The following is a 24,060-nucleotide window of genomic DNA, read 5'->3' on the forward strand; positions in this document are numbered from 1 at the left end:
AAAGAGCCTCTAACGGGGCTCCTTATTATAACTAGATTTTAGATATAAATTGGCAATACTTGATTCGTCTGCTCACGGTTACGACCCACTGAGAAGATAGCAATCGGAATACCTGTAAGCTCAGATACACGTTCAACATATCTACGTGTATTTGCTGGAAGATCATCCAATGTTTTTGCAGAAGTAATATCTTCGCTCCAGCCTGGAAGCTCCTCATATACCGCTTCACATTCTGCCAGCATTTTGAGGCTAGCAGGGTAATGAGTAATTACCTCACCACGGTATTTGTAGCCTGTGCAGATCTTCACAGTCTCAAGTCCGCTAAGTACATCGAGCGAGTTAAGAGATAGCCCTGTGATTCCACTTACACGACGAGCGTGACTCACAACTACACTGTCGAACCAGCCTACACGGCGTGCACGTCCGGTAACTGTGCCATATTCATGACCTGTTTCACGGATATAATCACCTGTTGCATCATTAAGTTCTGTAGGGAATGGGCCATCTCCAACACGAGTGGTATAGGCTTTTGCAACCCCAATAACCTGTTTGATTTTGGACGGTCCAACACCAGAACCTATGCACACCCCACCGGCAGATGGGTTGGATGAAGTAACAAACGGATACGTACCTTGATCGATATCAAGCATTACTCCTTGCGCACCTTCAAACAACACTTTGCGATCCGCATCAATGGCATCATTAAGAATAACAGAGGTGTCTGTTACATAATTACGCAGCACTTCTGCATATTCCAGGTATTGAGTCAGAATCTCTTCTACGTTAAGAGCTTCAGCACCATAGACCTGCGTAATCACTTGGTTCTTCTCTTGCATCAAGGGGCGGAGTCTCAGTTCGAATTCCTCAGCGTCCATCAAGTCAGCAATACGGATACCGTTGCGTGCTGCCTTATCCATATAACAAGGACCGATACCTTTACGTGTAGTACCAATCTTGTTCGGACCCTTACGGTCTTCTTCGAGAGCATCCAGCACCATATGGTATGGCATAATGACATGAGCACGATCACTGATCACTAAGTTCTTAGTATCAAAACCGTTCTCATGAATATAATTAATTTCTTGGATCAAGGCAGCCGGATTAATAACCATTCCGTTACCAATTACACAAGTTTTCTCTTTATAAAATACACCCGAAGGGATCAAGCTGAGCTTAAACTTCTCACCGTCAATCAGAATCGTGTGACCGGCATTATTGCCCCCTTGATAACGGGCGACCACATCTGCACTTTCCGCTAGAAAGTCAGTGATTTTCCCTTTACCTTCGTCTCCCCATTGTGTTCCCACGACGACTACCGTTGACATGTTCATTCCTCCGTAGGTGCTACTTAGCACCATTATTTTTCATAATATGGACCCTATACGTCATTCTTATGTACGTGGCCCTCCGGACGCCAAGCAGATTTAACCCGCTAAAGGACAATTCTCAGTGTAACAGCGGTTTTTTTCAAAGTCAAATAAAACGAACGATTACACAAAGAAATGTGCAATCGTTCGGGAATTATACATGTCAGGTTTAACCAGCAAATGGTTCCGCATGTGCTCGCTCGTAGTTAACGAACTTGTTGAAATTTTTAAGAAAGACCAGTTCTACCGTGCCTACGGGACCATTACGCTGTTTAGCTATAATGATCTCAATAATATTCTTCTTCTCCGTATCCGCATTGTAATAATCATCACGATACAGAAACGCAACAATATCAGCATCCTGCTCGATAGAACCCGATTCACGCAAGTCACTCATCATTGGACGCTTATCCTGGCGCTGCTCTACACCCCGGCTTAACTGCGACAGGGCAATAACCGGCACATCCAGCTCACGGGCAATCTGCTTCAGTGTACGAGATATATCCGATACTTCTTGCTGACGGTTCTCTCCGCCTTTACCGCGGCCCTGAATAAGCTGCAAGTAGTCAATGACGATCATGCCAAGTCCTTTTTCCTTCTTCAGTCTCCGGCACTTTGCACGAATATCGGTTACCGTGATACCTGGTGTATCGTCGATATAAATCTCCGCTTCAGATAGAGACTGAATACCCATCGTCAGCTTGGACCAATCATCATCACTCTTGAAGTCACCGGTACGCATAATATTGGCATCTAAGTTGGCTTCAGCACAAATCATCCGCTGTACCAGCTGTGGCGCTGACATTTCCAGACTGAATATCGCAACAGTTTCTTTAGCACGTACTGCCACGTTCTGTGCAATATTCAGGGCGAATGCAGTCTTACCAACAGATGGACGAGCCGCAACAATGATCAGATCGTTACGTTGGAATCCGTTAGTCATATGATCTAAATCCACAAATCCGGTTGGGATACCTGAGGTACCTCCCTTATTTTGATGAAGCAACTCAACCTTGTCGAACACTTCCATCAAGACATCGCGGATCGCAATAAATCCACTGCCGCTCCGCCGGTTGGAGATTTCAAGAATGCGCCGCTCTGCATCACTCAGCATATCGGCTACATCTTCACCGCCCGTATAACCTTCGCTCACAATTTGCGTGGCTGTGCGAATCAAACGGCGCAGCATGGCTTTCTCTTCGATAATCTGGGCGTAGTATTCTACGTTAGCGGCAGTAGGCACGGCATGCGCCAGCTTAGCTAAGTAGCTAACCCCACCAATATCTTCAAGCTCTCCTTTGTCCTGCAGTCTGGATGTAAGTGTAACAAGATCAATCGGCTGGCTCTCTTCTCCGAGCTGCACCATCGCCTCAAAAATCATTTGATGCGCTTTATCGTAGAAGTCTTCGGTATTCACCCGTTCCATTGCAGTAATGAGCGCTTCATCCTGCAACAGAACCGCACCAATTACCGCCTGCTCGGCTTCAAGATTCTGCGGGGGAACCCGATCGAAAAAGAGATCTCCACCCATGTTACTCCTCCGTTACCTCAACCTTAAGTGTGGCCTTTACTTCAGTATGCAATTTTACGCTTACTTGAAATACTCCTATATGGCGAATTGGCTCACCTAATTCAATCTTGCGCTTATCAATAGTAATTCCTTTGGTGGAAGCCAGTGTTTCAGCAATCTGTTTGCTTGTAATAGCACCGAATAAACGTCCGCCTTCACCTGATTTTGCTTTCATTGTCAGTGTTAGCTCGTCAAGCTTCTTACCCAATTGCTGTGCTTCTTCTTTTTCGTTATCTTTACGGCGTTGTTCAGCAGCCGCTTGATTCTCCAGCGTCTTCACGTTACCTTCCGTTGCCGGACGAACCAATCCACGTGGCAATAAGAAGTTAGAAGCATAACCTTCGGATACCTCTTTAACCTGACCTTTTTTACCTTGACCCTTAACATCTTTTATGAATATGACCTTCATTCGAATAACCCCTCTTTCGATTCGATTTCAGCCAGCACCTGCAGTAATCTGGCTTCTGCTTCTTTACATGTTCCTTCAAGCTGTACCGCGGCATTGGACAGATGCCCTCCGCCGCCTAATTTCTCCATCACGACCTGTACATTCATACGTCCTAGTGATCGGGCACTAATGCCAATCAGGCCGTCAGGCCGCTCGCTGATGACGAATGAAGCGACTACGTTGGTCATCCCAAGCAGCGTGTCCGCAGTCTGAGCAATAAGAAGCTGCGGAATTTTCATGCCTGGTGCCGTAACTACGAGCGCGATTTGGTCATACACCATCCGCGCATGTTTGATAATTTCGGCTTTGGAAATATACTCCTGTAAATCCTCCTTCAGCATGCGCTGAATAAGTACGGTATCGGCACCATTCCGGCGCAGGAAGCCTGCGGCCTCAAAGGTACGCGACCCCGTATGAAGCGCAAAATGCTTCGTATCCACCGTGATCCCCGCTAACAACATTGTAGCATCCAACGGACTGATCTTTACCTTCTCATGAATATACTGAAGCAGCTCTGTCACCAGCTCACAAGTCGATGAAGCGTATGGCTCCAAATACACCAATACAGCATCGTTAATGAACTCTTCACCTCTGCGGTGATGATCCACCACTACAATTCTGCTGGCATATTGCACTAGCCGCGGCTCCATCGTCATAGACGCCTTATGTGTATCCACAACAATAAGCAGGGTATGCTCTGTCATGATCTGTAGGGATTGCTCCGTTGTGATGAATGACTTATACAATTCATCATCCTTACGAATCTGCTCCATCATGTTAGTTATCGATGGATTAGGAGTCTCCATCACAATGCTAGCCTCTACATTATACATCTGCGCAGCCCTTAACAGGCCGATTGCAGCACCTACAGCATCGATATCCGGTGTCCGATGACCGAGGATCAGCACACGATCGCTCTCCTGCATCAGATCCCGCAAAGCATGCGCAATGACCCGCGCCCGCACTCGGGTACGCTTCTCAGCAGCATTACTCTTGCCGCCGTAGAAGGATAACCGTTGGCCTGCTTTTACAGCTGCCTGATCACCACCTCGGCCAAGCGCCATATCTAGACTGGATTGGGCCAATGCCCCTAATTCACTTGCAGAGTCTGCGCCAAAGGCCAGACCAATACTCAGTGTCATGGGTACCTTAAGATCAGCAGTCATTTCTCTGACTTCATCTAGAATCACGAAGCGGCTCTCTTCCAACGCTTGCAGGCTACGATGATTAAGCAGCATTAGATAACGTTCCGAGGACAACCGCCGCAGATAAACCTCAAACTGCTTACTCCATTCAGTGATTTCACTCGTCACCTTAGCAATCAGCGAGGTTCGCTGTTGATCATCCATCCCTTGAGCGGATTCATCCAGGTTATCCATCATCACTATGCCGATTGCCAGCTTCTCATCCTCATACCGCTCACGTAACACCACAAGCTCAGTGATATCATACAAGTAAAGAATACGCTCACTCGGAATAATGACAGCTTGATAAAATCGTTCATCCACGGTGATCTCAAGGCGGGTGTCATGGAGCACACCCTCTTTGGCGACCTCCCGCTTACCCGCTGCAGCACCTGTGAAAAAAGACTGCATATCAGGCAATAATTCTTGCAGTGATTCCCCAACTAAAGACTTGCGTGCGAAAATATCGCCGGCATAGCGGTTATTCCATTCCACCGTTCGATCCTCGCTAAACAGAATGATTCCAAGCGGCAGCATGCTGACTGCTTCGCCCTCTACCCGCTTAATGCGGAAAGATAGCCCATTAATATATTCCACCAGATTACGGCGGAACGAGATCTCCGCTTTCAACATATAGAAGCATAAAGTACCTGACAGAAACAGGCCGGCGACCCCAAGCGCCCAGTTATAAACACTGACAATTATAATAAGGACCAACAGCAGCATGAACGCCCATACGGTATGATAGCCGTGCCAGCGTCTTTGCAGAAATTTAGGCATGAACTCTCACCCTATCGTTTCGATTTGGTCACATACTCCCGCAGTGGGAACGCAAGATCAATAATACCAATAATGCGCAGCGGCGGCAGTAAAATAACCGGTATCGCTAACAAAACGGCAGACATCTTGTTCCATTTGCGTTCATGCGCCAGGAAGAAGAAAAATCCGATGGCCTGAATCATAAAGCCAATTCGCAGCAATGGCAGAAGATTGGCAGAAATCATGAGGATGAAATTGTTCTCCGACCCTGAGAAGAAGAGCTGTAGAACAACACCAATCAGATAGTACCAAATAAACGATCTCGAAAGTCTCCATTCACGTGCAGGCTTCATCTTAGGCACTGCATAATTCATACTGTTCAGAATCGGGCGGGCAATAGAATGCGTAATCACAGCAATCATGAAGGAGCTTACGATTAGAGTCATAGGGATCATTTGGACCGTCATATGACTTATCTTGTTTACATCCTCAGTTGAAAATCCAATATCAGTGAGCAGAGGATTAGTAGTTCCGAGCTCAGACAGAGGTGAATTAACCATTTGCAATACATCGTTCACATAGGTAGACAGGTCAAAATTAAATAATGCCGTACCCAGCAGCAAAAGCAGCAGGAACTGTGCAAGAATCGTAACCGTACCTGCGATCACAGTAGACATGGCCGGGGCATGTCTTTTATACCAACGTCCCATAACCAGAGCCGGTATTAAGAAATACGCAGCTATCAACAGATAAATTGGTGTAATCAAGCCTACAATCAGCAACACCGGCAATACATGCAGTACAAATTGTCTCGTGTTCAGTGTAGTAAACAACACTACTGCCGGAACAATCATAAACAGGGTAGTGATGATGAGGAGTGGAGTCGTTAAACTAAGCAGCAAAAGTAAGTATGCTACGCTCCAAGCCACAGATGACCAGCGAAATTTCAACAGTATTCACCTCTTACGCATATGTTCTTCTAAAGCAGATATATCTTGGTACCAATCTTCCAGTTGATGCCCTTCCTGCTTGTGCTTTCTAAGCTTCTCCAGTAGCAAGTCATCTAAAGAACGATAAGGAATCCCTAGTCTGCGGCCCAAAATATAAGAGCTCATAATCAAGCTAGCCAGACTGTCACCGACACGGGTAGTACTGCCTTCCCATAACGCTTTAAATAACCTTGAAACTTGATCAATCACTTCGGTTTTCAGCCATTCAATTACCTTGGCGCGCTTGGCTACATCCAGATCCTTCGGCACATTGGACACGTCTCTCTACCTCCGGCAAAAAGCTTTATTCTCCATTATAGCATAAAAAATTCGGTGTCACACTGGACGCCCCGCGCCCCTTAAGTATGCTTCAATCCATGCTGACTATGCCTCTTTTTGGAGAGGAGCTTTCTTTAAAAAAGACCCGCATTCCGTTATCGCCGGAAATACAGGCCTTGTTCCGATAGCTTCTATAACCGCGAATACACTGGGACTATAATGATTCCTGTGATTGTCTTGTTACAAATTTCTCGCAATATTCTATGACTTGACTCCGGCGAACAATTCCAATAAACCGGTTCATATCATCGACCACAGGTACAAAGTTCTGCACCTTAGCCAAATTAATTAGATCTTCCATATCCGCATCAATCGAGACCGGCTTGTTATTCATACGTAATGGAACGTCCTTCAGCAAAAATTTTGAAGCGTTCTCAAACGAAACCTTACCCTCCGACTCTTTCATGTACCAGAGCAGATCACCTTCCGTTACCGTGCCAGCATACTCTCCATTACGGTTAAGAATCGGGACTGCTGTATAGCGGTGAAACTCCATCCTCTCAAGCGTTTGGCGCAGCGTAGAATCGAGCGTTACGCAGGCCACCTCCTGTTTCGGAAGTAAAAAAAATGCAATATTCATCTCTTGATCCTCCTCAAAGAGTTCCGAAGGAATTACGGTTCTTTAACTTCCTTTTACTGCCATGCCAATGTGATTATACGTAGCAGCTAAATAATAGTTCCAACTCATTATAACATGAAGACAGTAAGCAGCAGCCATGAGAATGTTTATGGCTGCTGCAATTTATTTATATGAGTTTAGCTTTCCAATTAGAATTACTGTGTAACTGCTGTTGCTTTGGGCTCGAGTGCATTACTTGCTTTTCCCGGCTCAATCAGTTGATCTACAGGTGTTCCTGCATTCATCCAATTATCAATCAGCGCCTTAGCTTCGCGCAAGTCCTCTTCATCAACGATATCATAATAAAGTCCGTCAATACGTTTTCCTTCGCCCATTACCGTAAAGCTTGAGATATCCATATCTTTGCCGCCCATAAATTTCTTGGCCAGACTAATGATCATTGAAGGCTCAATATCGGTCTTGAAATTATCGCCCATAATATCCAGCAGCTTAGGAATATTGCCGATTTGGCTGATCGATAACATTTTATTAGCTACGACATCAATAAAAACCTGTTGGCGTTTGGTCCGGTTAAAGTCACTATCTTCACGGTAGCGTGTATAGTTGAGTGCTTCTTGACCGTTATAATTCGACTTTCCACCCTCGATCGTAAACTTTTCATGGTCCTTACCCTTGTTTACAATATCCTTCTTGATTGGCAGCGGAACGCCTCCAATAGCATCAACGGCATCCTTGAGCCCTTGAAAGTTAATGGTGGCATAATACTGAATATCATGCTCCAGCAGTGCTTCCAGAGTATCCTTAGCCATTTGCTGCCCACCAAAAGCATAAGCATGGGTAATCTTATCTTTTTTATTATCGTTATGCCCAATAATCTCGGTATACGTATCACGTGGAATAGAAATAAGCAGAATTTTGTAATCCTCAGGGCGAACAACAGCATACATCATAGTGTCCGAACGTGCGGTTTCATTGTCGCGTTGATCAGTCCCGAGCAGCATCAGCGAGAATGGATCGCTTTTGTATACAACCGGCTCTGGCTTAACCTTATTCTCATCCTTAAGTGGCTGGTAAGATTCTTCTTTCAGCTTGCTTTCTACCCGATCGGACAAAAAGAGATCAAAGGCTAATACGGCCAAAGAATTCCGAAAGAGAAAGCCTCCCGCTATAACAACGACGAGAACAATTAGCGCAATGTATCTTTTCTTTATTTTTTTCATCTTTGATTCCTTCTTTATTGTAGAATAATTACACATACCATATATTTACAATGCCTCCTGATCGTTCTCAGGCAGTCATGGTTTTATTTCTCTCGGCGGCGAATTTACTGTCCCTTATTCCATTATCTTATTGTCCCCCCTTTCAGGAAATTCGGGTCATTCTAAATTATAGAAAAAAGTTTTTTTGCGTTTCTAAAATAATATGGGATAAAACAATATTTCTATTGTAATCACTAAATGGATAAAAAGAAACAACAAATACCGACATGAATAGGGAAAAAGCACCATACCAAGTAATAATTACTGGTATGATGCTCCAAATTTAACTTCGAATTCCAAGGGCATGTATAATATGTTTTACCCGTTCTCCATAATGTAAACCGCGGAAAAACCCATAATCGAACAATTTAGCAGCACCCTCAAATCGGCTGCCATAGGTCTCTGCCCCCATAACGACCGCAATAAGCCGGTGCCCCTCTCGCTGGGCTGATCCCGCAATACAATATCCCGTCTGGCTATCATATCCAGTCTTCAACCCATCTGCTCCATCGTATGCGTAAGCGCCGCCCATACCTGGAAGCATAAGGTTGCTATTACTAACATATAACCCTTTATCCTTTAATTGCATCTGAGTACGACCGGAAATATTCAGTACATCAGGATGATTATGGATTAGCGCAGCTGCCAATTTGGCTGTATCCCTCGCTGTCATCATCGTCTGGCCACCGATATGCGTAGGCTGACGAATGATACCAAGATCCTTGCTCGACAATCCAGAGGCGTTGGTAAATACCGTATTAGGAGATAAACCTAAACTACGTGCTCTATCATTCATCATAAGTACAAAAGAATCCTCTGATCCTGCCATATATTCTGCCAATGCAACTGCAGCATCATTAGCAGAATAGATGGTGATGCCTTCGAATAGCTCCCTTACTGTATAGAAATCTCCTCGTTTTAATGAGAGACTCATACCTCCCATTTGACTGGCGTAAGCACTAATAGGGACTCTATCCTCCCACCTAAGGGTTCCAGAGGTTATGTGATCCAGCACAATCATTTCAGTCATTAATTTAGACACACTGGCCGGTGGCATAGGCACATCGCCGTTTATATTGACCCATATGTCTCCACTATCCATATCTAGCAGCACTGCTGAACCCGCGTCAATATCCGGTTTAAAGCCCAGCTCGATAGGCCTCCACACCGTAATTAAGACAACGACTATCAAAGCTGCACCAGCCCATATCAATATCCGTCTCTTCATCGTTGTCATCCTCCATAATATATATGACGAATGAAACAGCAATTTGATTTCACTTTTTGCGTAATTTTTTTTATTTTTTTTAATTTAGTCCTTTATCCACCATTTATTAGGCTCAATTATGGAGCCCAAAGAATCAACACGCACACCTTGTAGACGTTTATTAACAGCAGTAATGCTTTCTCTTTCCGCAAAAAAGATCATTGGAACCTCTTCATTCACTAGCTTCTGCCATTCATAATAGATTTGTTGTCGATAATCTCTATCATATGCCTTCATACTTGTGCCATCGCGAATCAATTCTTCATTCCGCTCCGAGGACCAACGTGGGTAGTTCCACAAATCATTCTCCCTCCAGAGACCTGAAGGATCAGGATCATTAGCTAATCCCCATACCCCGTTAAACAACTCAATGGACGGATCATCAGCCTCTACTGCTTCATAGAAGGTGTTGAGCTCTTTTAACGCCCCACCATTAAGCTGCACATCGAGTCCCACATTTCGCCAATCCTCCAGAATAGCAGCAGTTCGTAACTCCGCTGAATGACTGCCTAGCATAGAATCATAATGAATAACTAACTTTTCTCCTTTTTGATCCTCACGCAGCCCATCTCCATCAACATCTACAAAACCAGCCTCATCAAGCAGCTGCTTCGCTTTTTCCGGATCATAGGGATACGTATTAATCTGACTGTCAGGGATCTTCGCCCAGCTTGCACTGGAAACCGGAGTTTCTATAGGCTTGCCTAACCCATGAGAAAATGATTGAATGATCCCCTCCCGATCAAGTGCATAATACATCGCCTGACGTAATCTTTTATCCGCAAATTTAGGGTTATCCATTACGATTTTTTCAGCTTCACTATCCCAATACCCAAATTTAAACCCTATATACTCATAAGCAAGCTCATTTGATTGTAAAATATTAATATTATCGAGTTCGCTCAGCTTTTCATAAGTATCTCGTGGGGCATTCTCTATATCAATTACGCCTTGTTCAAACAGGCTGATGATTTCCTTGTCATCAAATACCTTATACAACACACCATCCAATAAAGCCTTACCTTTATAGTATTGATCAAAGCGCTTCATCTCGACCCGCTGGCCAGGTTCAATAAGGCTCACCTCAAAGGGGCCAATCCCAATCGGATTTTTTCGCATCTGATCACTCTCAGGCATATCCTTAACAGCGACTCCAGTATAATATTTTTTATTCATCGGATACGGCCATAGATTATCAATCGTATTTACGCGGGCAGCTGTCATTGTTATTTTCAAAGTATAAGGATCTATAACCTTAAGACCTGTTATATTCTTCGCCTCACCCTTATGATAGGCTTCTGCACCTTGAATCATTTCCACACTATAATAACGCGATCCGGTGTAGTCTGGACTAGCAATAGTCTCCATCGCAAATTTCCAGTCCTCTACGGTCAGTTCATCTCCATTATGCCAACGGATTCCCGGTTTAATTTTAAAGGTAAATATTCTATGATCCTCGGACTCCTGCCAAGTGGCGATATTAGGAACCGTTGATAAATCATCATCTATCGTAAACATGGCCTCAGTAATAAACTCCAGCACATGAAAGTCATCTTCACCTTCATAAAAAGCAGGCTCAAAGAAGCCCATAAACGGCGATGAGTATCCATAAGTAACTACTCCGCCAGTCTGTGGCTTTTCGACCACCTCATTGTGATGTAAAGATAATGAATTACTGCTGGTACCTGCTCTGCTGCATGCTGACAATACAGTAGTCATCACGAGCATTGTTAACAAGAACCCGCATATCTTCTTATTCTTCATGTGTTCCTTCCCTTCTCTAGTTGAACGTATATCTACATATAAGCTATGGAATAAATATTTACTGTAACAAAGTTTTAGAATGGTTACAATAACTTCTAAGCTTTAGGCCTATACTCCTGCTTGAATTTACGCATATTTCATAGTATTTATAAAAAAAGAGGGACCTACCTCATAGGCAGATCCTTTTATTACATTATTCTTCATCCTTATGCGTAATTCTCAGGCCTTCGACATGCTTACGCTGCATCAATTTCCGCTTTTTACGGGTATCCTTGCTCTCAAAAATTATATCAAAGTCATATTCCTCAGGATATAGCTCATCTTTGGATAGATATGGCTTTAAACGTTTATGATTAATCCGCATTTTTTGCTTCTGGATCATCACTCCGACCATTCCTAAGTGATCTCTTTTCTCATAAACAATGCCTATCCGCCCTAGTGAAGTTACAAGAACAGCATCACCAATTTCATATTGGGTCTGCTTCTCCTTATCGCTCAGTGATTCCGCAGACTTTTCTTCTTTTTCAAAATCCTCTATAACAGGTGCAGTCTTCCCTTTCTCTCCCTCTTTGCTAAAAAGACTTGCCCATGCCGACCCATCACCTTTCTGCAGCCTTTGCTGCTGCGCCTCAACGATCTCCCACGATCGCTTGATAACGTTATCCTGGATACCCAGCTTTTTGGCAATTTGCAGAGCGTAACTCTCCCCCGCTTCTCCGATAGTCAGACGATACAACGGCTGCAGCGTTTCTTTGTCGAATTCCATTCGTGCATTTTGAAAACCGGCTGTCGCAGCGGCAAAGGCTTTTAGCTCATTAAAATGGGTTGTGACGATAATATTGGCCCCTTTACGGCTCAGCTCTTCCAGAATGGCGATTGAGAGGGCGATTCCTTCACCAGGGTCTGTACCTGCCGCCAGCTCGTCAATGAGCAGCAGCACCCCTTTAGAGGCATCTCTCAGCATTCCCTCAATACTCTTCATTTGTGCCGAAAATGTACTGAGTGATTGGGCCAAACTTTGTCCGTCTCCGATTACACTGATCACATCCGTAAAGACCGTAAACTCACTCCCCTCCTCGACCGGAATCAACAACCCGGATTGAGCCATGAGGGTCAGCAGCCCGAGGGTCTTGAGCACCACCGTTTTCCCGCCTGTATTTGGACCTGTAATGATTAGGGATTTATATCCCTTCCCTATCTCCAGGCTAATTGGAATCATGCCCTGCAGCATGGGATGTCTGCCTCCGTTCATCCTTAGAAAACCCCTATCATTTAGAGTAACCTCAGATGCTCCCAGCGTTCGTGCATATTTTGCTTTGGCAAAAATAAAATCATAGGTGCCTGTAACCTCGATATTTAGGCGCAGTGCAGTTTGTTCCTGTTCTACCATGCTGGTCAGCATACTGAGGATCACAGCTTCTTCACGCGCCTCTTCTCCTAATAACAAATCCAGCTCAATCTGCATGGAGGCGATCTCATCTGGTTCGATGAACACCGTCTGCCCACTTGTGGATTGATCAAGTACCGATCCCTTTATTTGCTTATGATACTCCCGCTTTACGGGGATAACATATCGTCCACCACGCTGGCTATAAATATTCTCTTGCAAAATCGATTGATGGCGCGACATGATCCCGTCAATTTTTTTATGAAGACGTTCTTTAGCTACGCCAATCCGTTTACGAACCCGCTCTAACCCCTTACTAGCTCCATCATCAATCGCCCCAAAGCGGATACAACGATCAATTGCTTCCCGCACATGATTTAATTCCAGCAGCGAGGAAGCATAAGCAGCAATCCGGGGAGCACTTTGCTCTTTAGAAGCCATATATTTGCGCAATTGACTACAGCTCTTTAGAAATGTAGCCACTGCAGTGAAGTCTTGCTCACTGTACAAATATCCAGTCCCCATTAGTGACATGATCCACTCAATCCCCTCTAATGAAGGAATCGGTACACTGGACCCCCGCTCGAGCAGCTCTTTAGCTTCAGACGTTTCCTCCATCGCTCTTTGAATCGAAGGCAAATAGGTCATAGGCATAAGCTCTTCTACAGTTTTCTTTCCTACATAAGATACCGCATGACGGCTAAGCTCGGTTTTAATAATTTCGTATTCCAACGTGTTTAGACTTTGTAAATTCACAGCAAATCCTCCTTATTGATCTAACTTTTTTTGGAACTAAATCTCCCTAACGCAAAAAGGACAAAGAATGCCACTATGGCAGTCCTTGCCCTTCTTTTTATGCTATTGTTCTCTGGCGTCTTAAGGTCCCCATAAAAGCCAGGGTGGCCGAAAAACAAAAAAACCGTGCTCTAAGAGCACGGTTAATTACAAAGAGAACAACAGCCGTAAAGAGGCCATATGACGCTTCGTGTGTTCTTAACTAAATCATCCACTGTTAGGAACAACAGACCTCTGCGCGAAACGAACTCAAATAGAGCACGTAAACGCCAAAAGACGAGCCTGCTAAAGCCTTCCTAATCCAGTGTTATGAAATTGCTAGTTAAGAACGGTCACCAACATCAATATTTCCCCTTTTGTTATAGGATAGCTGTAATTTAACACATTCCAGATGGAACGTCAACGTAATCCACACGCTGGCTTTTCACAACAAAAAAGCAGCCGGTTTCCCGACTGCTTCTATAAAACGTCCTATTCCGTTGTGTAAGGAAGCAACGCGATTTGACGCGAGCGTTTTACAGCAATGGTAAGAGCGCGTTGGTATTTTGCACTTGTACCTGTTACACGACGTGGCAAAATCTTTCCACGTTCGCTGATGAACTTCTTAAGAAGTTCAGTATCTTTATAATCAATGTGAGTAATCTTGTTCACAGTGAAAAAGCAAACTTTTTTACGCTTGTTGCGTCCACCACGACGTGCTGGTCTTTTGTCGTTGTCAGCGCCTTCTCTTGGTTTAAAAGCCATATTCTTTTCAGTCCTTCCTAATTAAAATGGCAAATCATCATCCGATATATCAATCGGTTTACCATCGCCCGAAAAAGGATCTTGAGTATTGTTGTTACGCGAGAAATTATTGTTGTTATTTCCGCGTCCAGCGTTACCACCGCCACCATATGCTGGCTCTTCAGGCATACTACTTGCACCACTTGAAGTATTTCCACCTTCACGGCTCTGTGAAGATTCCAGGAAACGAACATTATCAGCAATAACTTCAGTTACGTATACACGTTTACCTTCGTTATTCTCATAGTTCCGCACTTGGATGCGTCCTTCCACTGCTGTCAGACGACCTTTGCGCAAATAATTGGCACAGGTTTCTGCTAGCTGTCTCCAGGTAACAACCGGGATGAAGTCTGCCTCACGTTCACCGTTCTGGCCCGTAAAGTTACGATCTACGGCAAGCGTAAATTGAGTTACGGCAACACCAGCGGGAGTATAACGAAGTTCCGGGTCACGGGTCAACCGTCCGATCAAAATGATACGGTTCAACAATTCTGGTCCCCTCCTTTAGAGCGATTCATTACAAAGCTTGTCAAGATCTTAAGCAACGTCGTTCGTAATGAGATAACGAATAACTTCGTCAGAAATCTTCATAAGACGTTCTAATTCAGTAACTACTGCAGGTTCTGCATTGAAGTTAACCAAAACATAAACGCCATCACGGAATTTCTTGATCTCATACGCAAGACGGCGTTTACCTTGCACTTCGTGCTTTGTAATTTCCCCGCCATTGGAGATGATGCCTTGGAATTTATCGACTGCTGCTTGAACAGCTTCTTGTTCAATGTCAGGACGAATAATGTACATCACTTCATATTTGCGCATAATTTTCACCTCCTTATGGTCTGAGGCCCCTAATCACGTCAGGAGCAAGGAACGAGCACAAACATAGACTCGCACCTGATTAATATACCAAAACGAGCAGCAGAGTGCAAGCAATATTAATACCGGACAACCCTCCACCCTCTTTTTACATGAAAAAAACCCTACCTGCGCACAATAATCAGTGAATTCATCTGCACTTAAGGAAGGAGCGATAATGATGGGCGAAAAGACAGAATATGAAAAAGGCGACAAAGCCCCCAATCCAGGCATGTATACAGAGGTAGGTGAAGCGCGAAGCTTCCACACCGAAATTCAGAATCCACAGCATATTAAAATGGAAAAAGGGGACACCTTCCCCGAGACCAGTAACAAAAATCGGAAGTGGAAAAAGGTTGAAAAAGCACGTGTACATTAAATAAAAATAAATGTGTATAAAAAAACCGACATTACACATACTATACTCAGGCAGTACAAAAGAGAGGTGTGGTTCCGTTGGCCGTCGTAGACGAACACAATCACAGGATATCTGATTCAGCATCTATTGTTAGCTGGGAATAGTAGTGGGTTATTGTCTAAAAAGCAGTAACCTCAGCAACGCCTAAATCACTTTAGTCGCTATATACAGAGAAATTCCAACATCATTGATGTACTGCCTCTTGAAGAAGGACCCGAAAGGGCCCTTCTTTTTGCATGTTATGATCTTTTGCAAACAGCTCAGTGGACACAAAAAAACCTCCGTTACTGGAACGAAGGATTCATTAAAATGTTATATTATGCTGAAGTGGCGGAGAGGGTGGGATTCGAACCCACGCACGCTGTGACACGCCTAACTGATTTCGAGTCAGCCCCCTTGGGCCTCTTGGGTACCTCTCCGCAGCAAAAATAATTGTATCATGCAGACATGCCATTTGCAAGCTTAATTATTGTCTGTATTTCCCTCTGCAGAACGCAGTACCTTCTTCATATTCTTCTCGAATTTCGCCCGGGGAATCAGAACACTATGCTGACATCCTGTACACTTAATGCGGATATCCATCCCCATACGAATGATCTCCATCTCATTAGAACCACAAGGGTGCTGTTTCTTCATCTGTACAATATCTCCAAGCTGAAAAACTTTACGTTCCACTACCCTTCCCCCTTTTTCCCCTCTTGTGTAGCTGCGATTTGGCGTCTTGATCCAGTGTCAGGCGTATCCGATACTTCCTGCTCATTTTCTGTTTTTGCCAGATCAATTTCAGCCTTTGCTTCTTCTTCTGCCTTCAAACGCGCTTCCTCTTCGGCTTGAGCAGCTTGGGCCTGCTCTAGACTGCTGAGTTTCTCTAGTGCCTGCTTAATATCATTCTGAATCTGTCTCTCCGCAACCTCTTTTGCATTAGGTAAACAGCTAGCCGCTATACGAATTACATATTCCGAAGTACTCATGGACTGTATACCGAGCACATTAGGATAAGCAAGAACATTAGAGTTACGCTCTTCTATTCCTTTTAGCGCTTCTCCAATCAAACCTAGCGTGGCCTCCAAGCTCCGCTCCATTTTTACAGGAACATCAACTACAGCCAATGCATTCGAGAGAGAATAATTGGTCACGTTCGTGATTAATCCATTCGGGATAATAAATACTTCTCCAGTTGTGCTTAACAGTCTGGTTGTTCGCAGTCCAATTAATTCTACCGTTCCTTTATAGGTCCCCGTTTGAATTACATCACCCACTGCAAATTGATCCTCTAAAATAATAAAGAAACCTGTAATAACATCCTTCACCAAACTTTGTGCCCCAAAACCCACTGCTAAACCAAGCACACCCGCTCCAGCCAACAATGGTGCCAAATCGAAGTGGAACTCAGAAAGCACGAGCATGATCATCACAAAATTACAGATAACTGTCACTACATTTTTCATCAATTCCCCAACCGTAGTAAACCTTCGTGTGTTGGACAGAAGTCTGCCACCGGTTTTACGCTCAAGCGAACGATCAATAATATTAGAAACAATTTTAATAATAACCCGGGTTAAGAGAAAAATAACAAGAATCCGTAGACCCGCAAATAATACATCCGCCCACATATCAGCATCGGTAAACCAATTCCACACCTTATCTTTAAAGCGAATGGCATCTTTTAATGTATCCGCACCGGGTGTATCAGCCTCCAGTATCCACATATTCATCGCATGTACTCCTCCCTACCCCTAAATCAGTATGTAGTTCTCGTTGTGTTTTCCGTAGATGCCACGTATTTCTATTTCCTGCTCAACTATAATTCTTTTTACCTCTTCCAGCGCATTTTGAAAAAACTGAATTGAAATTGCACAGCCTGCGGTGATCTCCTTCGGAGTTGGAAATATATCAATTTCTATTTCAGCATACTCAAGCAGCATTTCAGCACGAAGCGCCTGCTGGGTGGAGTCAAACGCTATTAACATCTCATCCTGCATATACGTCAAGCCTCTCCATAGGTTTATCGTCCTATCTCTTGCAGCTGGAGTATAAAACCCCTCTTCTATCCATATACTAGATACCAACAAATAGAATCACCTTTAGAAAGGAAGATGGTATGAACTCCTCATCCAAGGCTACAGCAGCGCAAGAAACGTCCTGTTTAAAAATATCACATACAGATCCCGATATCTATTCCGCAATTACTCATCGGCTACTTTTTCACTTTTCACGCACGCGTCCAGAGACTCAAATTATCGTCATCTGTGTAGGCACTGATCGCTCCACCGGAGATTCTCTCGGTCCTCTTGTTGGTACTGCATTATCCCGTTTTCATAGTCCATTGTTTCATTTATACGGTACCCTTGAAGAACCGGTTCATGCCGTCAATCTTGAAGAGACTTTGTCTCTAATTAATGGAAAATATAATAACCCGTTTGTCATCGGAATAGATGCCTGCTTAGGTCACTCTACTAGTGTTGGCTGCATCCAAGTCGTTGAAGGTCCCCTCAGACCAGGAGCTGGCGTAAATAAACAATTGCCGCCGGTTGGAGATATCCATTTGACTGGAATCGTTAATGTCGGCGGCTTTATGGAGTATTTCGTATTGCAGAATACACGGCTAAGTCTAGTCATGCGATTATCTGATATTATCGCTACAAGTCTATATTCTGCTTTAAAACAATGGAACCTGCATGCTACTTCTGCTGCAACGCGAGAGTTATAACTTCTTTTTCTTCAGGCGATAAGGCATATTGTGATTCCCCATTTTGCATAGGCTTGGAGTAAATATATGAGTTCTCACGATTATGAAGGCTGGTTAATACAATGCCACTGCTATTGTCATCCAGAATAGCCACCGAGAAGCTCAAATCATTACCACGTTCACCGAAGGCATTATAACGCTTCAGAGCGATATTTGACTTCATGCCGCGGATTTTGACTTGGGTAGCTTCTATCAACGCTTTTTGCTCACGTTGTTCTTCTTCCAGCATGTCGCTTTGGTTCTTCAGATCAACCAGAAGGCCTTCCAGATCCTCCACACCGCTTCCTGCCATCATGGCCTCATATTTGCGCCGTATAGTCCGCAGCTTAGCTCCCTGGGCGATTACAGTCACTATCAGTACTAGCATAATTACTACGAAACCAAACACAAACCACTGCAACTGTTCATTAATTAATTGATTCATTTCAGACATGAATGGACCATCCTTTTTATTTATCTGCTGCGGGCATCAGCCATATAACTCATCCATAGCAGCTAGCATTCTGCTTATATTATGCTCTGTTGTATCTACGCCTACACTCGCCCGAACAGCACCACTTTCTAGTGTATCAACAGCCTTATGTGCCAGTGGGGTACAATGCATACCCGCTCTGACGGCTATTTTATACTCACGATCTAGACGGTGGGCTATATTCGCCGATTCTTCCCCATCCACTACAAACGACACAATTCCAGTTCTCGGAGCCCCTAATGTGGGCCCTAATAGTTTAATGTTTGGAATATGGGACAAGCCCTCCATCAGCAGTTGAGTCAGCTTCCACTCTCTTTCGTGGATAACGTTTGTCCCTATCGATTTTACCTTTTGAACACCGGCTAGTAAACCAGCAATTCCTACCGCATTTTGCGTTCCCGCTTCATACCGATCTGGGCGAACAGAGGGTTGTTCACTATTTTCAGATTGACTGCCTGTCCCTCCATGCATTAAGGGCTCGAGATCCAATTCAGGTGATATATAGAGCCCACCAGTCCCTTGTGGTCCAAGCAATCCTTTATGCCCGGGAAAAGCTAATAAGTCAATATTCATCTTTTTCACATCAATATCAAGCGAGCCTGCACTTTGAGCAGCATCCACTAGAAATATAGCACCCTTTGCTTTAGCTAGATCCCCGATTTCACCAATGGGAAGTATACTACCTAATAAGTTGGAGCTATGATTACAAATTACCATTTTAGTGTTTGGTCGAAACGTTTTGCCCAATTCGTTCAAATCCAATTGACCCGCTCGATCCACCTTCAGATAATCAACACTTATCCCTAGTGACTTACGTAAATATTCCAAAGGTCTCCGCACAGAATTGTGTTCAGTCATTGTAGAGATTACATGATCCCCTGCTTTGAGCGTACCTCTAATCGCCATATTTAATGCCATCGTAGTGTTTTGGGTAAACGCTATGTCTTGTGCATTAGAAACCCCAAACAACTCCGCCAGCAAACTCCGGGCTCTCACCAACACCCGTCCGCTTCCCATGGCCAACGAATAATTCCCTCTGCCAGCATTTGCTCCCGACTGCAAAGCATTCATCATCGCAGCTGCCACCTCTGGAGGTTTAGGCCAGGACGTAGCCGCATGATCCAAATATACGAAGTCTTCCATAACCCCGCTCCTCGTCTCATACTCTTTTTCATTAAGAAGAAACAACGTTGTCGCCCTTTATTGATAATAACCTTATCTGTAGAAAATATAAGGATAATATTCAGCTGCACTTTATACATCCTTATATTTTGAAAAAACATACCCCTACTTATCCGATTACGGATAGCTCAGGATATGTTCTTGGCATAGATACCCATTTAGTTACCCAATAATTCTAACAATCTTTCTAAGTCCTGCGCACTGTAGTAATTCAGTTCAATCTTCCCTTTTTCCTTACCTTGTTTTATCTTAACCGTTGTTTTAAACCGTTCACGTAATACTTCCTCTACATTATCAATATAGGGATCACGTTTAACAACTTTAATCTTCGTACCGTTCGTTGGCTTTCGATCCAGATTTTTCACTGTTTCTTCAAGCTCTCTTACGCTCCATTGCTGTTCCACGCATTGTTCAGCCAATTGTTTAATAACTTCCGGATTTTTCAGGGCAACAATAGCTCGTGCATGTCCCATAGACATTGTTCCACGTGAAACATATTCTTTTACTTCTTCCGGTAAAGTAAGCAATCTTAGGAAGTTAGCGATGTGTGATCTGGACTTTCCAACTTTAAGTGATAGCTCTTCTTGTGTGAGTGAAAATTGATCCATCAAACCTTGATAAGCAACTGCGATTTCCATTGCATTTAAATTTTCACGTTGCAAGTTCTCAATCAGGGCGATCTCCATGACCTGTTGATCACTTAGATTTCTTACGACTGCTGGAATCGTAGGTTTACCACAATATTGCGATGCCCGGAATCTGCGTTCACCGGCAATGATTTCATACCCCTTCAAAACACTACGTACAATGATCGGTTGAATCACGCCATGTTGTCTGATGGACTCAGCCAATTCCTGGATTGCTTCTTCATTGAAATCCTTGCGTGGTTGATAAGGGTTAGCCCGTAATTGAGCTAATGGGATTTCTACTACCTTATCATCTTCATTAATAGATAAAGAAGGAATCAGAGCATCCAGACCTTTCCCTAAACGTTTACTCATAAGAAATCACTTCCTTTGCCAACTCTAAATACACTTCTGCTCCCTTTGAGCGAGGATCATAAGTAATAATGGATTGTCCATGAGACGGTGCCTCACTTAAGCGGACATTCCGAGGAATGATAGTTCTGTAAACTTTTTCCTGAAAATACTTTTTAACCTCTTCGATGACTTGGATCCCTAGATTCGTACGGGCATCCAACATGGTTAATAGTACTCCCTCTATTTTTAAATGCGGATTAAGATTTTTTTGTACTAGACGCACGGTGTTTAAAAGCTGACTCAACCCTTCGAGCGCATAATATTCACATTGAATCGGAATGATTACCGAATCAGCAGCTGTAAGGGAATTGATCGTCAAAATCCCAAGGGATGGAGGACAATCAATGATGATGTAGTCATAATTATTTTTAACCGCATTTAGGGCTTTTTTCAATTTCAACTCTCTGGAAATCGTTGATACTAATTCGATCTCCGCCCCCGCTAATTGAATGGTCGCCGGGATGATGTGCAGTCCTTCATTTTGAGTTTCAAGTATCGTTTCTAGAGGATTTACTTCATTAATGAGAATGTCATATATACAATTCGCTACGTCCGCCTTGTTGATGCCAACGCCGCTGGTAGTGTTACCTTGAGGATCGATATCAACTAGAAGCACTCTTTTTCCTAATGTAGCCATACCGGCACCTAGGTTCACAGAGGATGTTGTTTTACCGACACCGCCTTTTTGATTTGCTATGGCAATAATCTTGGACACTAATTTCACCTCGAATAGTTAGGAAGAATCTTCTCGTAGATCGCAAGTACAAACGGCCAAACTATGTTACTTAATATGAGCTAAAACTCTAAAATGCAGGACTGAGCAATACATCCTGGTTTAAGTCACACAAAAGGCGGCCAATCACTTTAAGGCCGCCTTCAGCTTTTGAAACAATTTATCTTTTGGGGATCTGGATTACAATCTCGTAATGGTCACCACGGTCATTTTCTGACGTTTTGATTTCCATACCTGAGCCTGACACCATATCAATAGATTGACGAATTGTATTAAGAGCTAGACGAACATCCTTGGTATAGGAGACCCGTTTTGACTTTTTAGTTTGCGAAACTTGTTTATAGAAAGCAATACGAGCTTCCGTCTGTTTAACATTTAATCCTTTTGCAATAATCTCTGCCAAAACTTTTAATTGCATTTCCACACTATCCAGTGATAAGAGTGAACGCGCATGTCTTTCGGAAATCTGACGTTCCATCAACGCTGTCTTAACCTCTTCAGGTAAGTGGAGTAAACGAATCTTATTCGCAATAGTCGACTGACTCTTGCCTAAGCGTTGTGCTAAGCTTTCTTGTGTTAATTGATGAAGATCAATTAACTTCTGATAAGCGACAGCTTCTTCTATGGAGGTCAAACCTTCACGCTGTAGATTTTCTATGAGCGCAATAGATGCTGCCTGAGAATCATTGAACTCACGGACAATAGCAGGGATCGTCTCTAAACCAAGCTTTTTAACTGCCCGCCAGCGCCGTTCACCTGCGATGATCTCATATATGGAATCTCGCATACGTACAACAATAGGCTGAATGACACCATGAGTTTTAATTGTCTGACATAACTCATCAATTTTGTCATCATCGAATATAGTCCGTGGTTGGTAAGGACTGCTAACGACCTCATGAACTGGTATTTGTTTGATTTCTTCTCCGCTGCTCCGCTCGTTAAACCCAAATAGCTTGGTAAATTGTTCTTTCATTCCGTTCATAACCACCTAATTTCGTTATAGTACGATCTTCTTGACCTTCTTCACGGAAAGCATATCGTACAGCAATCTAAAACATTCTGATATTATGGAATTACCTGTAATGAACAGGCATCATAATCTCTCCTTCTTTCGAACAAGAGTACAGAGAAGGAGTTATATACAAAATTAAAGTCTACTATGCTATTCTATCACTTTTCTCCACATAATCATATTCTCCGTAAAGACCTATTTTTCCTGCATTTTTACAGGTGCAACAACCAAATCAGCTTATAAATCTAATTTTTATCTAATTTGATATTTATCGATTTTTGTTATCATCATCTTCATAAAAAAAGAGCATTCCCTTTGTTCAAAGAGAATGCTCCTAAAGGAACTTTGAGTATCGGCAATGTTTCACGTGAAACATTATTTCATCAATGGCATTTTGGCAGGAATTCCCGCTTTTCTTGGGTATTTAGCTGGTGTTGCTCCTGTCTTCCGGATCATAACAATATGTCGATCCGACTCCTCCACTGGTAAGCTGAACGACTCCACTTTGCTGAGTTCAGCACGAAGCTCTTTTAAGCTGTACTTAGCTTCGCTTAATTCCTCTGAAGGATCGCTGCCCTTCATTGCAGCGAACACCCCATCTTTGCGTGTGAAGGGAAGACAAAATTCATTCAATAAAGACAGTCTTGCTACCGCACGTGCTGTAACCAAATCATAGGCATCACGATGAGTGAACTTGCGCGCGACATCCTCTGCCCGCCCATGGATCAATTGTACATCAGTTAATCCCAATGTCGTACTTACATGCTGCAGAAATGAAATTCGTTTATTGAGCGAATCAACAATCGTTAGCTTCAAATGAGGAAAACATATTTTAAGTGGGATTCCTGGAAACCCAGCTCCTGAACCGATATCTGCGAGATTGGTGATCTCGTTAATATCAAGGAAAAAAGCTAATGAAATAGAATCATAGAAATGCTTCGTATATACCTGCTCTCGCTCAGTTATACCCGTGAGATTCATTTTTTCATTCCAGGTTACGAGTTCATTATAATACAGATCAAATTGTGCTAACTGTTCTGCTGTAAGGGATATGCCTCGTTCCTGTAATAGTTGTGTGAATTGAACTTCCGTATTATCCATA

General features: G+C 43.4%; 25 protein-coding genes and 1 tRNA gene. 2 read left to right on the plus strand and 24 right to left on the minus strand.

Annotated elements, in window-relative coordinates; translation table 11 throughout:
• Positions 1-38 precede the first annotated feature (38 nt).
• From NSQ55_RS30050 to rpsF, 14 genes are all read right to left on the minus strand, one after another.
• Entirely contained in the window at positions 39-1,325 is a 1,287-nt protein-coding gene (locus NSQ55_RS30050; RefSeq protein ID WP_076105178.1) for an adenylosuccinate synthase, read from the minus strand.
• A 211-nt stretch (positions 1,326-1,536) separates the two neighbouring features.
• Positions 1,537-2,898 carry a replicative DNA helicase gene (gene dnaB, locus NSQ55_RS30055; RefSeq protein ID WP_036677807.1) on the minus strand — a complete coding sequence of 454 codons (1,362 nt, stop codon included), beginning with the start codon at positions 2,896-2,898 and terminating at the stop codon, positions 1,537-1,539.
• Position 2,899: 1 nt separating this feature from the next.
• Positions 2,900-3,346: a 50S ribosomal protein L9 gene (gene rplI, locus NSQ55_RS30060; protein WP_036677804.1), complete on the minus strand. Its 447-nt coding sequence runs from the start codon at positions 3,344-3,346 to the stop codon at positions 2,900-2,902.
• The gene (locus NSQ55_RS30065; RefSeq protein ID WP_076124313.1) at positions 3,343-5,349 is read right to left on the minus strand and encodes a DHH family phosphoesterase; all 2,007 of its coding nucleotides are present in this window, start codon (positions 5,347-5,349) and stop codon (positions 3,343-3,345) included. The genes rplI and NSQ55_RS30065 overlap by 4 nt, the downstream gene beginning before the upstream one ends.
• 11 nt (positions 5,350-5,360) lie before the next feature.
• The gene (locus tag NSQ55_RS30070; protein ID WP_076124314.1) at positions 5,361-6,278 is read right to left on the minus strand and encodes a DUF2232 domain-containing protein; all 918 of its coding nucleotides are present in this window, start codon (positions 6,276-6,278) and stop codon (positions 5,361-5,363) included.
• A gap of 6 nt (positions 6,279-6,284) precedes the next feature.
• Positions 6,285-6,587: a MazG-like family protein gene (locus NSQ55_RS30075; RefSeq protein ID WP_170914153.1), complete on the minus strand. Its 303-nt coding sequence runs from the start codon at positions 6,585-6,587 to the stop codon at positions 6,285-6,287.
• Between the two features lie 223 nt (positions 6,588-6,810).
• Positions 6,811-7,236 carry a CBS domain-containing protein gene (locus NSQ55_RS30080; RefSeq protein ID WP_036677795.1) on the minus strand — a complete coding sequence of 142 codons (426 nt, stop codon included), beginning with the start codon at positions 7,234-7,236 and terminating at the stop codon, positions 6,811-6,813.
• A 194-nt stretch (positions 7,237-7,430) separates the two neighbouring features.
• A complete protein-coding gene (locus tag NSQ55_RS30085) occupies positions 7,431-8,456 on the minus strand; it encodes an LCP family protein (protein WP_076099795.1) in 1,026 nt (341 codons plus the stop codon).
• A gap of 322 nt (positions 8,457-8,778) precedes the next feature.
• Positions 8,779-9,723 carry a D-alanyl-D-alanine carboxypeptidase family protein gene (locus NSQ55_RS30090; RefSeq protein WP_036677789.1) on the minus strand — a complete coding sequence of 315 codons (945 nt, stop codon included), beginning with the start codon at positions 9,721-9,723 and terminating at the stop codon, positions 8,779-8,781.
• Between the two features lie 84 nt (positions 9,724-9,807).
• The gene (gene opp4A / locus NSQ55_RS30095) at positions 9,808-11,526 is read right to left on the minus strand and encodes an oligopeptide ABC transporter substrate-binding protein (RefSeq protein ID WP_076191470.1); all 1,719 of its coding nucleotides are present in this window, start codon (positions 11,524-11,526) and stop codon (positions 9,808-9,810) included.
• A gap of 193 nt (positions 11,527-11,719) precedes the next feature.
• Positions 11,720-13,669: a DNA mismatch repair protein MutS gene (locus NSQ55_RS30100; RefSeq protein WP_076181710.1), complete on the minus strand. Its 1,950-nt coding sequence runs from the start codon at positions 13,667-13,669 to the stop codon at positions 11,720-11,722.
• Between the two features lie 510 nt (positions 13,670-14,179).
• Entirely contained in the window at positions 14,180-14,452 is a 273-nt protein-coding gene (rpsR, locus tag NSQ55_RS30105) for a 30S ribosomal protein S18 (RefSeq protein ID WP_036651767.1), read from the minus strand.
• Between the two features lie 21 nt (positions 14,453-14,473).
• Positions 14,474-14,980, minus strand: a complete 507-nt coding sequence (gene ssb, locus NSQ55_RS30110; protein WP_036677780.1) for a single-stranded DNA-binding protein — start codon at positions 14,978-14,980, stop codon at positions 14,474-14,476.
• A 48-nt stretch (positions 14,981-15,028) separates the two neighbouring features.
• On the minus strand, positions 15,029-15,313 hold the full coding sequence (gene rpsF / locus NSQ55_RS30115) for a 30S ribosomal protein S6 (RefSeq protein ID WP_036677776.1): 285 nt from the start codon (positions 15,311-15,313) through the stop codon (positions 15,029-15,031).
• A 217-nt stretch (positions 15,314-15,530) separates the two neighbouring features.
• Between rpsF and NSQ55_RS30120 the strand changes: the two genes are divergently transcribed.
• Positions 15,531-15,728: a YjzC family protein gene (locus NSQ55_RS30120; RefSeq protein WP_036677774.1), complete on the plus strand. Its 198-nt coding sequence runs from the start codon at positions 15,531-15,533 to the stop codon at positions 15,726-15,728.
• Between the two features lie 367 nt (positions 15,729-16,095).
• Here NSQ55_RS30120 and NSQ55_RS30125 read toward each other — a convergent pair.
• The 4 genes from NSQ55_RS30125 to NSQ55_RS30140 all read right to left on the minus strand — a co-directional run bounded on the left by NSQ55_RS30125 (position 16,096) and on the right by NSQ55_RS30140 (position 17,749).
• Positions 16,096-16,186: transfer RNA gene (locus NSQ55_RS30125), tRNA-Ser, on the minus strand.
• Between the two features lie 43 nt (positions 16,187-16,229).
• A complete protein-coding gene (locus NSQ55_RS30130) occupies positions 16,230-16,442 on the minus strand; it encodes a DUF951 domain-containing protein (RefSeq protein WP_036677772.1) in 213 nt (70 codons plus the stop codon).
• Positions 16,442-17,482 (minus strand): mechanosensitive ion channel family protein, encoded by a 1,041-nt coding sequence (locus tag NSQ55_RS30135; RefSeq protein WP_339170642.1) that lies wholly within the window; start codon positions 17,480-17,482, stop codon positions 16,442-16,444. The genes NSQ55_RS30130 and NSQ55_RS30135 overlap by 1 nt, the downstream gene beginning before the upstream one ends.
• 21 nt (positions 17,483-17,503) lie before the next feature.
• Positions 17,504-17,749 carry a DUF3343 domain-containing protein gene (locus NSQ55_RS30140; RefSeq protein ID WP_076124321.1) on the minus strand — a complete coding sequence of 82 codons (246 nt, stop codon included), beginning with the start codon at positions 17,747-17,749 and terminating at the stop codon, positions 17,504-17,506.
• 119 nt (positions 17,750-17,868) lie between these two features.
• On the opposite strand from NSQ55_RS30140, the gene yyaC reads away from it, so the two are divergent.
• Positions 17,869-18,477, plus strand: a complete 609-nt coding sequence (gene yyaC, locus NSQ55_RS30145; RefSeq protein ID WP_076303497.1) for a spore protease YyaC — start codon at positions 17,869-17,871, stop codon at positions 18,475-18,477.
• On the opposite strand, the gene NSQ55_RS30150 is transcribed toward yyaC, so the two are convergent.
• The 6 genes from NSQ55_RS30150 to rsmG all read right to left on the minus strand — a co-directional run bounded on the left by NSQ55_RS30150 (position 18,449) and on the right by rsmG (position 24,059).
• Positions 18,449-18,949, minus strand: coding sequence for a DUF4446 family protein (locus tag NSQ55_RS30150; RefSeq protein ID WP_036677768.1), 501 nt, complete (start codon positions 18,947-18,949; stop codon positions 18,449-18,451). The genes yyaC and NSQ55_RS30150 overlap by 29 nt on opposite strands.
• 36 nt (positions 18,950-18,985) lie before the next feature.
• The gene (locus NSQ55_RS30155) at positions 18,986-20,131 is read right to left on the minus strand and encodes an aminotransferase class V-fold PLP-dependent enzyme (RefSeq protein WP_076124323.1); all 1,146 of its coding nucleotides are present in this window, start codon (positions 20,129-20,131) and stop codon (positions 18,986-18,988) included.
• Positions 20,132-20,328: 197 nt separating this feature from the next.
• The gene (locus NSQ55_RS30160; RefSeq protein WP_339170643.1) at positions 20,329-21,171 is read right to left on the minus strand and encodes a ParB/RepB/Spo0J family partition protein; all 843 of its coding nucleotides are present in this window, start codon (positions 21,169-21,171) and stop codon (positions 20,329-20,331) included.
• The gene (locus NSQ55_RS30165; RefSeq protein ID WP_036677762.1) at positions 21,164-21,925 is read right to left on the minus strand and encodes an AAA family ATPase; all 762 of its coding nucleotides are present in this window, start codon (positions 21,923-21,925) and stop codon (positions 21,164-21,166) included. The genes NSQ55_RS30160 and NSQ55_RS30165 overlap by 8 nt, the downstream gene beginning before the upstream one ends.
• A gap of 178 nt (positions 21,926-22,103) precedes the next feature.
• Entirely contained in the window at positions 22,104-22,919 is an 816-nt protein-coding gene (gene noc, locus NSQ55_RS30170) for a nucleoid occlusion protein (protein WP_036677760.1), read from the minus strand.
• A 414-nt stretch (positions 22,920-23,333) separates the two neighbouring features.
• Positions 23,334-24,059, minus strand: a complete 726-nt coding sequence (gene rsmG / locus NSQ55_RS30175; RefSeq protein WP_076181706.1) for a 16S rRNA (guanine(527)-N(7))-methyltransferase RsmG — start codon at positions 24,057-24,059, stop codon at positions 23,334-23,336.
• Between the last annotated feature and the right edge of the window lies 1 nt (position 24,060).

Source organism: Paenibacillus sp. FSL H7-0943 (genome assembly GCF_037963265.1).
In the GTDB taxonomy this organism is placed as follows: Bacteria; Bacillota; Bacilli; order Paenibacillales; family Paenibacillaceae; genus Paenibacillus_AQ; species Paenibacillus_AQ odorifer.